This is a genomic window from Streptomyces sp. NPDC002018 (assembly GCF_042890865.1).
Lineage (GTDB): Bacteria > Actinomycetota > Actinomycetes > Streptomycetales > Streptomycetaceae > Streptomyces.
This window is the reverse complement of the sequence record NZ_JBIASO010000017.1, coordinates 68,398-82,549: the sequence shown is the minus strand read 5'-3', so window position 1 is coordinate 82,549 and position 14,152 is coordinate 68,398. Positions and strand designations below refer to the sequence as shown.

10 protein-coding genes and 1 pseudogene are annotated in these 14,152 nt (G+C 71.5%); 4 read left to right on the top strand and 7 right to left on the bottom strand.

Annotation, left to right across the window (positions count from 1 at the left end; translation table 11 throughout):
- Positions 1-83: 83 nt before the first annotated feature.
- Positions 84-626, top strand: a complete 543-nt coding sequence (locus tag ACFYYH_RS25425; protein ID WP_388555268.1) for a flavoprotein — start codon at positions 84-86, stop codon at positions 624-626.
- 122 nt (positions 627-748) lie between these two features.
- Positions 749-970, top strand: coding sequence for a hypothetical protein (locus ACFYYH_RS25420; RefSeq protein WP_388555265.1), 222 nt, complete (start codon positions 749-751; stop codon positions 968-970).
- Positions 971-1,127: 157 nt separating this feature from the next.
- Here ACFYYH_RS25420 and ACFYYH_RS25415 read toward each other — a convergent pair whose 3' ends face one another.
- From ACFYYH_RS25415 to ACFYYH_RS25390, 6 genes are all read right to left on the bottom strand, one after another.
- The gene (locus ACFYYH_RS25415; protein WP_388555263.1) at positions 1,128-3,911 is read right to left on the bottom strand and encodes a SpoIIE family protein phosphatase; all 2,784 of its coding nucleotides are present in this window, start codon (positions 3,909-3,911) and stop codon (positions 1,128-1,130) included.
- Positions 3,912-4,066: 155 nt separating this feature from the next.
- Positions 4,067-5,308, bottom strand: a complete 1,242-nt coding sequence (locus tag ACFYYH_RS25410) for an XdhC family protein (protein WP_388555260.1) — start codon at positions 5,306-5,308, stop codon at positions 4,067-4,069.
- A 151-nt stretch (positions 5,309-5,459) separates the two neighbouring features.
- The gene (locus ACFYYH_RS25405) at positions 5,460-7,916 is read right to left on the bottom strand and encodes a beta-glucosidase (protein ID WP_388555454.1); all 2,457 of its coding nucleotides are present in this window, start codon (positions 7,914-7,916) and stop codon (positions 5,460-5,462) included.
- A 242-nt stretch (positions 7,917-8,158) separates the two neighbouring features.
- The gene (locus tag ACFYYH_RS25400; protein WP_388555257.1) at positions 8,159-9,052 is read right to left on the bottom strand and encodes a carbohydrate ABC transporter permease; all 894 of its coding nucleotides are present in this window, start codon (positions 9,050-9,052) and stop codon (positions 8,159-8,161) included.
- On the bottom strand, positions 9,052-10,116 hold the full coding sequence (locus ACFYYH_RS25395; RefSeq protein WP_388555254.1) for a carbohydrate ABC transporter permease: 1,065 nt from the start codon (positions 10,114-10,116) through the stop codon (positions 9,052-9,054). The genes ACFYYH_RS25400 and ACFYYH_RS25395 overlap by 1 nt, the downstream gene beginning before the upstream one ends.
- Positions 10,117-10,130: 14 nt before the next feature.
- Complete coding sequence (locus ACFYYH_RS25390) at positions 10,131-11,477, bottom strand: ABC transporter substrate-binding protein (protein WP_388555252.1); 1,347 nt, start codon at positions 11,475-11,477, stop codon at positions 10,131-10,133.
- 159 nt (positions 11,478-11,636) lie between these two features.
- Here ACFYYH_RS25390 and ACFYYH_RS25385 point away from each other — a divergent pair, with 159 nt between their 5' ends.
- Both ACFYYH_RS25385 and ACFYYH_RS25380 read left to right on the top strand, forming a co-directional pair.
- Entirely contained in the window at positions 11,637-12,653 is a 1,017-nt protein-coding gene (locus ACFYYH_RS25385) for a LacI family DNA-binding transcriptional regulator (protein ID WP_388555250.1), read from the top strand.
- Between the two features lie 97 nt (positions 12,654-12,750).
- A pseudogene (locus ACFYYH_RS25380) lies at positions 12,751-12,969 on the top strand (DUF2277 domain-containing protein); the annotation flags it as partial.
- A 274-nt stretch (positions 12,970-13,243) separates the two neighbouring features.
- Here ACFYYH_RS25380 and ACFYYH_RS25375 read toward each other — a convergent pair.
- On the bottom strand, positions 13,244-13,900 hold the full coding sequence (locus tag ACFYYH_RS25375; protein WP_388555248.1) for a DedA family protein: 657 nt from the start codon (positions 13,898-13,900) through the stop codon (positions 13,244-13,246).
- Positions 13,901-14,152: the final 252 nt, after the last annotated feature.

The following is a 14,152-nucleotide window of genomic DNA, read 5'->3' as shown; positions in this document are numbered from 1 at the left end:
GGGCCGGTCGAGGGCGTCGTGGGTGGGTGGCGTCCGGCCCGCCGGGAGTTGCGGGGCGTCGCGGAACGCTGTGGACTCCGGGCATGAGGGTTCTCTATCTGATCGCCTGTGGCGCGGGGCCCACGCAGTTCGTCGATGAGGGCGTTCGGTCCGCTCAAGCCGCCGGCTGGGATGTCTGCCTGGTGCTGACCCCGACGGCCGCTCGCTGGTGGGAGCCGCGATCGGGCCTGCTGGAGGAGCTGACCGGGCACCCCGTGCGGTCGGAGTACAAGCTGCCGTGGCAGCCGGACGAACTGCCGACGGCGGACGCGATGCTGGTGGCGCCGCTGAGCTGTACGAGCCTCAACAAGTGGGGCGCCGGGATCGCGGACACCCTGGCGCTGGGGCTGGTGTCGGAGGGAGTGAACATGGGCGTTCCGGTGGTGGCGCTGCCCTGCTTCAACCAGGCGCAGCGCGCCCAGCCGGCCGTGGCACGCAGCCTCGCGGATCTGCGGGCCCAGGGTGTGCGCGTCCTGGACGGCCCGGACGGGTACGCGTCCCATCCGCCGAAGAGCGGCCATGCGGAGGCGTTCCCGTGGGACGCGGGGCTGGCCGCGGTCGCCGAACTGGCCGGCACGGCTCCCTGAGGCCCCGGCCTGGCCGGGTGCCGGTGCTGGGCGTGTTGGGGGCGGTGGTTGCCGGGGGGTAGTTCCGGGGTCGGCGCGCGGCGGGGTGGGGATTGGGTGGTTTGGGTGTTTATCATCCGGCCGTGGCCGTCGAACTGACCGATGAACTGATCGAGCTGGAACGGAGAGCCTGGCGGGAGCAGCGGGCCGGTGCGCTCACCGTGGAGACCGCCGCCGCCGTGCAGGCCGCCGTCACCGCCCATGCCGCCGCCACCGGGCAGAACCGGTACGAGGTGGAGAAGGCGCTCAAGGCCGCCGTGCGGCATCCGCCGGGGGAGGAGGGGCCGGGGGAGGGACAGGGGTAGGGGTAGGCCCGTACCCGTAGGTCCCAGGGGCCTGTCGTCCAGCCGCGTGGGCTCCGCCGTCCGGCCATCGCCCGGTCGCGTGGGCTCCGCCGTCCGGCCGTCGTCCGGCCGTCGTCGTTCCTGCGGGCCGCGGAGGCGTGTGGCTCCGCCCCGGTGGTCAGGGCAGGGACTGTTCCGCCCAGATGACCTTGCCGTTGGCCGTGTAGCGGGTGCCCCAGCGTTCCGTGAACTGGGCCACCAGGAACAGGCCCCGGCCCCCCTCGTCCGTCGCCGCCGCGTAGCGCAGGTGGGGCGAGGTGCTGCTGAAGTCGGAGACCTCGCAGATCAGTGTGCGGTCGCGGAGCAGCCGGACCCGGATCGGGCCGATGGCGTAGCGGATGGCGTTGGTGATCAGTTCGCTGAGGATCAGCTCCGTCGTGTACGCCACTTCGTCCAGGCCCCAGTCCGTCAGTTGCCGGGCCACGTCGGCGCGTACCCGGGCGACCTCCGAGGGATGGGCCGGGACCTCCCACTCCGCGGTCCGGTCGGGGTGCAGTACCCGCGTACGGGCGACGATCAGCGCGATGTCGTCGCCCGGACGGTCCGGCAGCAGCGCTTCGAGCACCGCCGAGCAGGTCGCCTCCGGGTCCCGGTCCGGGTGGGCCAGAGCCGTCCGCAGCAGATCGAGCCCGGCGTCGATCTCCCGGTGGCGGTCCTCGATGAGACCGTCGGTGTACAGCACCAGACTGCTGCCCTCGGGCAGCCGTGCCTCCACCGTCTCGAACGGCAGCCCGCCGAGGCCCAGCGGGGCGCCGGTCGGCGGATCGAGGAACTCCACGCTCCCGTCCGGGCCGACCAGCGCGGGCGGCGGATGGCCGGCGCGGGCCATGGAGCAGAGCCGGGTCACCGGATCGTAGATCGCGTACAGACAGGTCGCTCCCGTGACCATCGCGCCACCGCCCGCGATCCCCTCGTCGTGGTCGATACGGGCGACCAGATCGTCCAGCAGGGAGAGGATCTCGTCGGGCGGCAGATCGAGGGTGGAGAAGTTGTGGACCGCCGTACGCAGCCGGCCCATCGTCGCCGCCGCGAGCAGACCGTGACCGACGACATCCCCCACCACCAGCGCCACCCGCGCGCCGGGCAGCGGGATGACATCGAACCAGTCGCCGCCGACCCCCGCCTCCGCCGGCAGATACCGGTAGGCGACATCGAGGGCGTTCTGTTCCGGCAGCACCTGGGGGAGCAGGCTGCGCTGGAGCGTCTCCGCCATGGTGTGCTCGCGCGTGTAGCGCCGCGCGTTGTCGATACAGACCGCCGCGTGGTTGGCCAGCTCCTCCGCGAGCGACACGTCGTCCTCCTCGAAGGGCTCCGGTCTCTCCGAGCGCCAGAAGTTGACGATGCCCAGGAGGACCCCCCGGGCCCGCAGCGGCGCGGTGACGAGGGAGTGGATGCCGTACTCGACGACGCGGCCCGTCAGCTCGGGATCCTGGGCCCGCCAGCCGATGGCCGCGCGCAGGTCCGGCTCCACCGTCCCCCGTCCGCTCTCCAGGGTCCAGGCCTGCGGTGTGCTCGAACGGAACGCGATGTCCGTGCCCAGCTCGTAGAGGGGATGGTCGTCACGGATACCGACGACGGCCGTACGGTGCACCTCGGAGAGAGTGGTCAGCTCCTCGGGCTCCTCGCCGCGCAGCACGGGCTCCGCCAGGTCCACCGTGGCGAAGTCGGCGAAGCGCGGGACCGCCACCCGGCCCAGTTCCTGGGCGGTCCTGGTCACATCGAGCGTGGTGCCGATCTCCGTGCTCGCGTCGTACAGGAGCTTGAGGCGCTTCTGCGCCACCTCCGCGCGGCCCGAGAGTACGCGCAGTTCGGTGGAGTCCCGGAGCGTGGCGACAGAGCCCGGCGGCCCGCCGTCGCGGTCCGTGGAGCGGTTGTTCACCACGAGCAGCCGTTCCCCGGTGGCCAGCACCTCATCGCTCGCGACGCGTCCCGAGGTCAGTATGTCGGTCATGTTCGGGTCGAGGCCGAGGTCCGTGACGGGACGGCCCTCCGGGTGCGGGGGCAGATTGAGGAGCCGGACCGCCTCGTCGTTGGCGAGGATGAGCCGGCCCACACCGTCGACGATGAGCACCCCCTCCCTCACGACATGCAGCACCGCGTCGTGGTGCTCGTACATGCGTGTCATCTCGATGGGGTCCAGCCCATGCGTCTGACGCCGCACCCGGCCGCTCACCAGCGCCGTGCCGCCCGTGGCCAGGACGAGTGAGGCGGCGGCGGCCGACAGCAGGATCGGGACCTCGCGGGTGGCGAGGCTGTTCACCTTCTCGATGGTGATGCCGGCCGACACCAGGCCGACGACCCTTCCGATGGAGTCCTTGACCGGGGTCACCGCGCGCACCGAGGGGCCGAGGGTGCCCGGCACGGTCTCGGTGATCGTCTGCCCCTTCAGGGACGGTCCGATGGTGCCGATGAAGTGCTCGCCGATCCGCGCCGGGTTCGGATGGGTGATCCGGATTCCCTTGGTGTCTATGACGACCACGAAGTCGACGTCGGTGGCCTTGCGGACGGCCTCCGCCCGTGGCTGGAGGATCGCGGTCGGGTCGCGTGAGTCCAGGGCGGTCACGATGCCCGGTGAGTTCGCGAAGGCCGTCGCCACGGCGAGACAGCGGTTGCGTGCCTCCTGGGTGGTGTCGTGCCGTGACACCAGGAGCAGCGAGATCACCGAGGCGCCGACGAGCAGCAGCACGATCACCAGTTGCAGGATGAACACCTGCCCGGCGACGGTGCGCATGCTCAGCCACGACTTAGCACGCCGCCCCGGCGGCATCCGCGGGGTCCGGCGCTCGAACCTCTCTCGCCACCCGCCATCACCGCACGGGCGCTCACGCCGCCGACTCCGTGGGCGCCGGTCGGAGCGGGCAGTCAGGACCCGAGCCCAGGATCGACCCGTATGTCGGGCCATGTACCTACATCTACACCGCCTGTCTTCACACGGCGAGCGGGCGGCGGGGACGGGGTGAGCGAGTGTGGGGACAGGGGTGAGGAGGGGAGGTGAGCGGGGGTGGGGGCGGGGGAGCGAGCGGGTGTCGGGGGCGCTCGGTGGGCTCTCCTCCCGGGTCAGTGGTGGATCGGCAGTTCCGTACGGGTCAGGCGCTCGCCCGTACCGCCCCAGCGCAGGGCGATGATCTCGGCCATGATCGCCACCGCCGTCTCCTCGGGGGTACGGGCGCCCAGGTCGAGGCCGATCGGCGCGGACAGGCGGGCGAGGGCGCTCTCGGGGACGCCCGCCTCGCGCAGCCGGGCCAGCCGGTCCTCGTGGGTGCGGCGGCTGCCCATCGCGCCGATGTAGCGGGCGGGGGTGAGCAGGGCGCGTTCCAGCAGCGGGACATCGAACTTCGGGTCATGGGTGAGGACACAGATCACCGTGGACCCGTCCACCGGATGGTCCTCCAGATAGCGGTGCGGCCACTGGACGACCAGTTCGTCCACGTCCGGGAACCGCTGACGCGTGGCGAAGACAGGACGGGCGTCGCAGACCGTGACGTGGTAGCCGAGGAACTTTCCCATCCGGGCGACCGCGTCCGCGAAGTCGATCGCCCCGAACACCAGCATCTTCGGCGGCGGCGCGAAGCACTGGACGAAGACGCTGAGCCGGTCCATCCGCCGTTCGCCGTGGGGCCCGATCCGTACGACCCCGGTAAGGCCCTGCGCGAGCATGCCGCGTGCCTGTTCGGTGAGGGCGGCGTCCAGATGTGCGTTCCCGAGCGTGCCCATGACCCTGATGCCGGAGGAGCCGTCCGGGGAACAGGCGGGGGAGCGGGCCGGAGTCCCGTCGGGGGACCAGGCGGGGGAGCCGGCGGGAGCACCGTCGAGCGAGGGTGCCGGAGTTCCGTCGGGGGAGGGGCCCGGAGCGGCGTCGGCGGGTGTGTCCGGCGCGATCACCAGGTTCCCGCCCGGGGGAGCGTCGCCCGACAGGACCGAGGCGACCGCGACCGGACGGCGCGCGGTGATGCGGTCGAGGACGTACGGCAGCTCGGGGAAGTGCTCGTCACCGGCCGGCCGTACGAGGACGTCGATGACCCCGCCGCAGGTCAGCCCGGCCTCCAGCGCCTCGTCATCGCGTACGCCGTAGGTCTTCAGCACCGCCTCGCCCGAGACGAGGACCTCCCGCGCGACCTCGTACACCGCCCCCTCGACACAGCCGCCGGAGACGCTTCCGTACACCTCGCCGTTCTCGGCGACGGCCATGGCCGCACCGGGCCGGCGGGGTGCGGACTTCCAGGTCCGGACGACCGTGGCTAGCGCGAAGCGCGTTCCGGCGGCCTGCCAGACGGCGATGGATTCGGCGATCTCCCGCACGGGTGCTCCCTTCGCCCGTCGCCTCGACGGCGGCCTTAAGCAACCTTAGGCCGCCGTCGGTCTCCCGCATCCGGGACGTGCACGAGAGGGGGAGGCCCGGACACGAGAGGCGGAGGCCCGGACACGAGGGAGGAGACGGAGGACGGGCCGGTCAGGTGGTGGCGCCTCCCCGGGTGACGGTGAACCGGGCGTGCAGCTCACGGGTGTGGTCGACGCTCCGTACGGGCCCGGTCAGGGTGGCGGTGGCGGTGAGCCGGACATCGGCGCTGGACGCCGCCAGCCGCAGTTCGAGCGTGCCGGGCTCGACGATCCGGCGCCCGTCACGCCCGGTGAAGGAGGCGAGATCGGCGGGTACGGTCACCGCGACCGAGGCCCGCTCGTCCGGCTCCAGCGGGACCCGGACATAACCGATCAGCCGCTGCACCGGCTGGACGACCGAGGCCACGGGGTCGTGCAGATAGAGCTGGACCACCTCGGTGCCCGCCCGGCCGCCGGTGTTGCGGACGGTGAAGGACAGCTCCAGGGAACCGTCCGTACCCGTCGTGTCGGTCGCCACCAGGTCCGACCAGACGAACGAGGTGTACGTCAGACCGTGCCCGAAGGCGAACGCCGGGGTCGGATCGATGCTGGAGACCTCGCTGACCCGCGCCAGCGGCGCCGCCAGATAGGTGGACGGCTGGCCGCCCGGCAGCCGGGGGACGCTCACGGGGAGTCGGCCCGAGGGGCTGATCCGGCCGCTGAGCACCCCGGCCACCACCGATGTCCCCTCCTGCCCGGGGAAGAAGGCCTGCACGATCGCGGAGGCCTTCCCGACCGCCCGGCCGAGCGCGTAAGGACGTCCGGCCAGCAGGGTCACCACCAGCGGTGTGCCGGTGCCGTCGAGCGCGTCGAGCAGTGCGTCGAGGAGCTGCCCCTGTACGCCGGGCAGGGTGAGGCTCTCCGCGTCGCAGCCCTCCCCGCTCGTACCCCGTCCGAAGAGTCCCGCCCGGTCGCCGAGGGCCACGACCACGACGTCCGCGTCACGGGCGGCCCGTACCGCCTCCGGGAAGCCGCTGGTGTCGGACGTGTCGATGCCCGCGCCCGGTACGGAGACGATCTCGCTGCCCGGGAACTCGGCGGCGAGGGCCTCCCGGAGGGTGGGCAGCCCGATACCGGCGGGGGTGCCGGGGTGCTGGGCGCCGACATGGACGGGGAAGGAGTAGCAGCCCAGAACGGCGGTGGGGGTCTCGCCCTGCGGTCCGATCAGCGCGATACGGGGGGCGGTCCGGGGAACCGGGGCTCCCCCGGCGATGCCGAGGGCATCACCGGTGTCTGCGGTAACACCGGTAACACCAGCACCACCAGCACCCCCGGCACCACCGGCACCACTGACACCGGCGGCACCGGCGGCGTCCGTTCTGTCGCGGGCCGCGCCGACCGCGCCGACCGTCAGCGGAAGCGTTCCGTCGTTGTGCAGCAGGACGACCGCTCGCTCCGCCAGGCGCCGCGAGATGTCCCGATGCGCGGGGGAGTCGAGGTCGACCGTGCCGCGCAGCGGGTCCGCGTCGTACGGTGCGTGCCCGGCCAGGGCCGGTGGCACCGGGCTCCAGTCCGGGTCCAGCAGCCCCAGCTCCGCCTTCTGCGTCAGGACGCGCCGCAGGGCGCGGTCGATCAGTTCCTCCGGCACCTCCCCGGCCGCGATCGCGTCCCGCAGCGGCCGTCCGAAGGTCTTCACGGTGGGCAGTTCGACATCGACGCCCGCCCGCAGGGCCGTGGCGGCGGCGTCGCCCCAGTCGGCGGCCACCCCGTGCAGCGTCTTGAGGAAGGCGATGCCGAAGTAGTCGGCCACCACCGTGCCCTCGAACCCCCAGGTGTCCCTGAGCAGTCCGGTCAGCAGCTCCTCGTCGGCCGCGCACGGCACCCCGTCGGTGTCGTTGTACGCGTGCATGACGGACCGTACGCCGCTCTCCCGTACCGCCATCTCGAACGGCGGGAGGATCACATCGGCCCGCTCCCTGGTGCCCATGCTCACCGGGGCGAGATTGCGTCCGCCGCGTGAGGCCGAGTACCCGGCGAAGTGCTTGAGGGTCGCCACGATCCCGGCGGACTCCAGGCCCTGGATATAGGCGGTGGCGACCGTGCCGACCAGATACGGGTCCTCGCCGATGGTCTCCTCGACCCGGCCCCAGCGGGCGTCGCGCACCACGTCGAGGACGGGGGCCAGCCCCTGGTGCAGCCCCACCGACCGCATGTCACGGCCGATCGCGCCCGCCATCTCCCGTACGAGGTCCGGGTCGAAGGCCGCGCCCCAGGAGAGCGGGACGGGATAGGTGGTGGCGCCCCAGGCGGCGAAGCCCGCCAGGCACTCGTCGTGGGCCATGGCCGGGATCGAGAAGCGGTTCGCGGCGACGATCCGCTCCTGGGTACGCATCAGGGAGAGCGCGCCCAGCGCGGGATCGACCGGGACCGTGCCGAACGGCCTGGTCAACTGGCCGAGGCCGTGGGGGAGGAGTTCGTCGAGCGAGGGCGGGCGGTCCATGTCGTGCTGGTGCGGGGCGACTTCGGCGCCGTCGGCGGAGGCGCCCGCCCAGAGTCCGTAGAGCTGGGCGAGTTTCTCCTCCGTCGTCATCGCGGAGATCAGATACGCGACCCGCTCCGCGCGACGCCGGTCGAGGGCCGCGTCGGGACCGGCCGCGCCAGGACCGGTCGTACCGGGACCGCTCGCGGTGGAAGCGGTCGTACCGGGACCGCTCGCGCCGGGATCCGTTGCGGTGGATCCTGCCGTGCCGGGACCGGTCGTACCGGGATCGGTGGTGTGGGGGGTGGCTGGGGTGGGATCGGTCGCGGTGCGGTCGATCGCGGTGTGGTCGGTCACTTTCCTCCCACGCCCATCAGCCCTTGGACCAGGGCGCGACGGGCGAACAGGTAGACGAGCAGAACAGGCAGCGTGGAGAGGACCACGGCCGCCAGCAGGCCCGGGATGTCGATGCCGTACTGGGTCTGGAAGTTGTAGAGCCCGAGGGTGAGGACCTTGGTCTCCTCCGACTGGGTCAGCACGAGCGGGAAGAGGAAGCCGTTCCAGGCCTGAAGGGCGGAGAACACGACGACGGTCGCCAGTCCGCTCCTGGACAGCGGGACGACGAGCTGGAAGAAGACCCGCCGGGTGCTCGCCCCGTCGATGGCCATGGCCTCGAACAGCTCGTCGGTGATGTCGCGCATCGTGCCGGTGAGGATGAGCACACAGACCGGCAGCGAGAACGCGGCGGTGGGCAGGATGACACCGATGAGGTTGTCGTACAGGCCCGCGCTGCTGATGACGTAGAACATCGGGACGATCACGGCCTGCGCCGGGATGGCGAGACCCAGCAGGAAGAGCCGGAAGACCCGCGAGGTGGCACGGCCCCGGTTGCGGACGATCGCGAAGGCCAGCGGCGGTACGAGAAGCAGCACGATCCCCACGACGCTCGCCGTGACGACCACGGTGTTCAGGAAGTAGCGCCCGAAGCCGTTGGAGAAGTCCTGCACATAGTTGGTGAACGAGAAGGACTCGGGGAAGGACAGCGGACCGCCCTCGGTGTACCGCGCGCGTGACTGGACGCTCGCGCCGAGCATCACGTAGAGCGGCAGCGCCACCAGGCCCAGCCACAGCAGTACGCCCAGCCCCGCCGCGTAGTTGGGGGTGCGGCGGCCCGGCCCCGAGGCGCGGCCCCGGGGGGTGGGGCGGCGGCCCCGGACCGTGGCCCGGTCGGTCGCGGACCGGCTCATCACAGGCCCTCCTTCGTGCCGGCCATCTTGTCGAAGCCCGAGATCCGCACCACGGCCAGCGAGATGGCGGTCGCCACGACCACCAGCAGCAGGGCGATGGCCGCTCCCGCGCCGAAGTCGAAGCTCTTGAAGGCCTTCTGGTACATGTAGAAGGCGCTGATGGTGGTGTCGGTGCCGGGTCCGCCCTGGGTCAGGATCAGCACGGTGTCGAAGGTGGTGAGACCGCCGACCACCATGAGGATCACCGACGTGATGATGGAGTTGCGGAGCTGCGGCAGCGTGATGTGGAAGAACTGCCGTACGGTCCCGGCCCCGTCGATCGACGCCGCCTGGTAGAGGACCTCGGGGATCGCCCGGGTCGCCCCCTGGTAGATCAGCGCGTGCAGCGGGGTGAACTGCCAGGCGCTCACCAGCACGAGCACCCCGATCGCCCCGGTACGGGAGCCCAGGAGATTGCCGTCCCCGAAGAGCCACCGCGCCTGCGCCGGTACCCCGAAGTTGGGGTCGAGCAGCGCGCGCCAGAGCACGGAGACCGCGGTGGCGGACAGCAGCAGCGGTACGAAGAAGACCGCGGACAGGACGGCCCTGTTGCGCTGGGGCCCGGCGGCCCAGACCCCGAGCAGAATGCTCAGCGGGGTCTGGACCAGCACACCGAGCCCGGTCAGCAGCACGCTCAGCCAGAGACTCTTGATCATCACCGGGTCGTCGAGCAGCGCGGTCCAGTTGTCCAGACCGGCGAACTCCGGTGGGCCGAGCCCGCTCCAGTGGGTGAAGGAGAGCACGGCGACCAGGACGAGCGGGACGATCGCGAACAGCCCGAAGAACAGGGCGGCGGGAAGGGCCCAGCCCAGACCGGGACGGGCGACCGCGCGACCGGGGGAGGCACCTCCGGAGGAGGTTCCCGGGTCCCCGGGGGAGGTGCCCGTCTGCCCGGGAGAGGTGCCCGTACGCCCGGAGGTTGTGGCCGTACGCCCGGAGGCTGTGCCCGTGTGCCGGGAAGAGGCGCCCGTACGCCCGGAGGCGCCCGTGTCCTTGTCCGCGGGGCCGGCGGTGGCGGCGGTCATGGGGATCGTCATCCTCAGCCGGTGGTCAGGGCCTGCATGGCCTTGATGAATCCGTCGGCGTCGATCTGCCCGTTGAAGAACTGCTGGACGGCTTGCAGCAGGGGCGTGGCGTTGGTCTGGAGATACGCCTGGTCCCACGAGAGCTGGAACGAGGGCGCCTTGTCGACCAGGTCGAACTGGTACTTCAGATATTCCGAGTTCTCCGCCGAGCCGAGGAACTTCGCGGTGTTCGTGGTGGTGGGCAGATTGCCGATGGCCAACTGCGCCTCGACGAAGCCGTCGGAGTACATCAGCTTGAGGAACTTGGCTATGTCCTCGGCGTGTTCGGTCCGCTTCAGCACGGAGTAGAAGTTGTTGGTGTTGCCGACGACCGACGCCGGGTCACCCTTGCCGCCCTCGACGGTGGGGAACTCGCTGTAGCCCAGGTCGTTCGCGGCGAAGTCGGGGCTGGCGTCCTGCTGGGTGGAGAACTCCCACGAGCCCATCAGCTCGAAGCCCGCCTTGCCGCTCGCCAGCAGCGCGGCCGAACCGCCGTCGGTGAACTTCACCGAGTCGTAGTTGGTGCCGAAGGCGCCGGTGTCGACCAGCTCCTTGAGCATGCTCAGCGCCTTCCTGCTGTCGGCGCTCTCCCAGACGCTCTTGTCGCCGTCCAGGGCCTTCTGGAGCAGCCCGGGGCCGGCGATACGGTCGTAGAGGTACTCGAACCACATCAGGGTGGGCCACCGGTCACCGCCGCCGAGCGCGATCGGGGTGACGCCCTCGGCCTTCAGCTTCCCCACCGCGTCGAGCAGTTCGTCCCAGGTCTTCGGGGGCTGGGCGACACCGGCGTCCGCGAGAACCTCGCGGTTGTGGAAGAGCAGCACCGGCTGGGTGCCGCGCATGGGGATGCCGTACGCCTTGCCGTCCACCTTCGCCGTGTCGTAGACCGACGGCAGGAAGTTCTCCTTGAGCCCCGCGAGTCCGTCGGGGCCCGTACCCGGGCCGGTCGCGATCAGATCGTCGATGGGCAGCAGGAGGTCCGCCTTGACGAAGGGCTGGATGCTGCCGCCGCCCCAGTTGAAGAAGACGTCGGGTGCCTGCGGGGTGTTGATGATGGTCTGGAGCTTCTGCTGGTAGTCCGCCCCGGGGACGGTGTCCAGGACCGCCTTCACCTTGGAGGTCTTGTTGAACTCCGCGACGATCTGCTTCTCCACCTTGTTCGCGGCGTCGCCGTAGACCAGGACATGGAACTCCCCGTCACCCCCGGCCGTGCCGCCGCCGTTGCCACCGCAGGCGGCGAGGCCCAGTCCCAGGACGAGTGCCGCACCACCGGCCACGGCTTTCGAGAACCTCACGCGTGTCTTCCCTGCGCTTGTCGTCATCGATAGACCTCTCGATCTCTCGAAAGTATCGGCTACATTGCCGAAACTATTCTGCCGAGTGACCGTAGGACCCCTCCCTCAAGCGGTCAACAGTGCGGTCATCGCGCGACCAAACCGTTACCGGACGCCGGTGACCTTCGGTGGCTTATCCTTCGGTCCATGCGTGATGACAGGAGTGCAGGCCGGGTCACCCTGGCCCAGGTGGCTTCGCAAGCCGGGGTTTCGCTCTCGACAGTTTCGAAGGTCCTCAACGGGCGTCCCGATGTCGCGGCTCCGACCCGGGTCAAGGTGGAGGAGCTGCTGGAGGAGCACGGCTACCGGCGCTCCGCGCCCAGCGCCCCCGAGGCGCCGCTCATCGAGATCGTCTTCCACGAGCTGGACAGCACCTGGTCGATGGAGCTGATCAGGGGCGTCCAGAACGTCGCCAAGGAGACCGGCGTGAGTGTGGTGCTCACCGAGACCGGCACACGGCACTCCCCGGGCGCCGACTGGGTCGAGGGCGTTCTGCGGCGGCGCCCGCTCGGGGTGGTCCTGGTCTTCTCGACCCTCCCGGACGACCTCAAGAAGAAGCTGTGGTCACGGGCCATCCCGTTCGTCATCATCGACCCGGCCGGTGACCCGGAACCCGATGTGCCCTCGGTGGGTTCCGCCAACTGGGCGGGCGGGCTCGCCGCCACCCGTCATCTCATCGAGCTGGGCCACCGCAGGATCGCCGTCATCACCGGGCCCGAGGACATGATGTGTTCGCTGGCGCGCCTCGACGGCTTCCGGTCGGCGATGAGCATGGCCGGGTACGAGGCCGATCCGGCCCTGGTGCGCTTCGGCGACTTCCATGTGGAGTCGGGCCGTACCCACGCGATGGAGCTGCTCAAGCACCCCGACCGGCCGACCGCGGTCTTCGCGGGCAGCGATCTCCAGGCGCTGGGGGTGCTGGAGGCGGCGCGGGTGCTGGGGCTGCGGATTCCGGCGGATCTCTCGGTGGTCGGGTACGACGACATACCGCTCGCCCAGTGGTCGAGCCCGGCGCTCACCACCGTGCACCAGCCGCTGGTGGCGATGGCCGAGGAGGCGGCGCGGATGCTGCTGCGGCTGCGCAAGTCCGACCAGCCCGACGCCCGGATCGAGTTCGGCACCCGGCTGGTGGTGCGGGACAGCACGGCGCGGCGAGGTGAGTGAGGGGCGGGGCGTGCGCGGGGCCGGGCGGTCGGCCCGTCGCGGCCGGGGTCGCGGACCGCTCCGGTCTCGCCGCCGCCGTATGGGTCACACTGGAGGCATGTGCCGCAGCATCAAGACGCTCCGTCCGCCCGTGCTCCCCGAAGAGGCGACCGAGGAGGACATCCAGGCCGCCGCCCTCCAGTACGTACGCAAGGTCTCGGGCTTCCGCGCGCCCGCGGCGCACAACCGCGAGGTCTTCGACCGGGCCGTCGAGGAGATCGCCGAGGCGACCGCGCGACTGCTCCGGGACATCGAGGTACGGGGTGCGGGTGCGGGTACGGCTACGGGTACGGCGACGGCCACGGGTGCCCATGTGCCGGCGAAGGCGGGTGCGGCGAGTGCGGCCGGTGCAGCCGATGCGTCTGGCGGTACGGCCGGTGTGGCCGCCGCGGCGCGGCGGAGCGCCTGAGGCGTCGTACGCCGTACGTCGTATGCGTACCGCTACGTCGTAGGCGTACTGCCCGGGATCGACCCGTCCGGGGGCGACCCGCAAGGGCTCGTACCGCCTCGTACTGTCTCGTGCCGCCTCGTGCCGCCTCGTGCTGCCTGTGTCAGCCGACCACGGCGGGGGCCGGGGCCGCTGTGGGCCGCCGGATGACATACGCCGCGAGCGAGCCCGCCGCGAACAGCGCCAGCACGGACACCGCCGTGCCGACCCAACTCGCGCCCAGCCACTGGCCGCCGAAGTAGCCGAGACCCGTGCTGTAGGCCGTCCACGCCACGCCCGCCAGCGCCGACCAGGGCAGGAACTCCATCACCTTGCGGTGGGCCGCGCCCGCGCCGATCGAGACGATCGAGCGTCCCGCCGGGGCGAATCGGGCGATGACGACCAGGATCCCGCCGCTACGGCTGAGCGCGCCGCCGAGCCGCTCCTGCGCGGTGGTGAGCCGGCGTGAGCGCGCGATGGCCCGGCCGAGCCGGCCGCCGCGTCTGGCCAGCCGGAAGGCGAAGAGATCACCCAGTACGGAGGCGCCGGCCGCGCACGCCATCAGGATCAGCAGCGAGGGCACCTCGCGCGGCACCTGGGCCACCTCGTCGGCCGCGTTCGCGATCGTGGTCGAACCGGCGCCCGCGGCGGCGGCCGTGGCGGCCGTGATCACCAGCACACCGCTGGGCAGCACCGGCAGGAACACGTCGAGCAGTACGGAGACACCCACCACCGCGTAGATCCATGGGCTGCCGGTCAGCGACCCCAGACTCTCCAGCACCTTCTCGACTCTCCCCGCCCGGTCCCGTGACAGTGCCGCGGTCGCAGGGAAGCGGCAGGGGCGGCTGCCGCCGTACAGCGTACGCCTGTGCGGTCCGGCCGGCTCGCCCGGGGCGCACGATGCCGGCGGCCGGACCTCGGTGAAGGTCCCGGACGCCGGCATCGGGGGTGCCACCCATCGGTCGAAGGGATCAGCGGTCGAACGGGTCAGCGAATGCGCGGAGCGGTGGGACGTCGGTACGGAGCGGCGTGG

What these genes read in the sequence shown, in the direction of transcription:
- ACFYYH_RS25425 (WP_388555268.1), top strand. Translation starts at nt 84, where the DNA reads ATGAGGGTTCTCTATCTGATCGCCTGTGGCGCGGGGCCCACGCAGTTC.
- ACFYYH_RS25415 (WP_388555263.1), bottom strand. Translation starts at nt 3,911, where the DNA reads ATGGCCCGACATACGGGTCGATCCTGGGCTCGGGTCCTGACTGCCCGC.
- ACFYYH_RS25405 (WP_388555454.1), bottom strand. Translation starts at nt 7,916, where the DNA reads ATGACGACGGAGGAGAAACTCGCCCAGCTCTACGGACTCTGGGCGGGC.
- ACFYYH_RS25400 (WP_388555257.1), bottom strand. Translation starts at nt 9,052, where the DNA reads ATGAGCCGGTCCGCGACCGACCGGGCCACGGTCCGGGGCCGCCGCCCC.
- ACFYYH_RS25395 (WP_388555254.1), bottom strand. Translation starts at nt 10,116, where the DNA reads ATGACCGCCGCCACCGCCGGCCCCGCGGACAAGGACACGGGCGCCTCC.
- ACFYYH_RS25390 (WP_388555252.1), bottom strand. Translation starts at nt 11,477, where the DNA reads ATGACGACAAGCGCAGGGAAGACACGCGTGAGGTTCTCGAAAGCCGTG.
- ACFYYH_RS25385 (WP_388555250.1), top strand. Translation starts at nt 11,637, where the DNA reads ATGCGTGATGACAGGAGTGCAGGCCGGGTCACCCTGGCCCAGGTGGCT.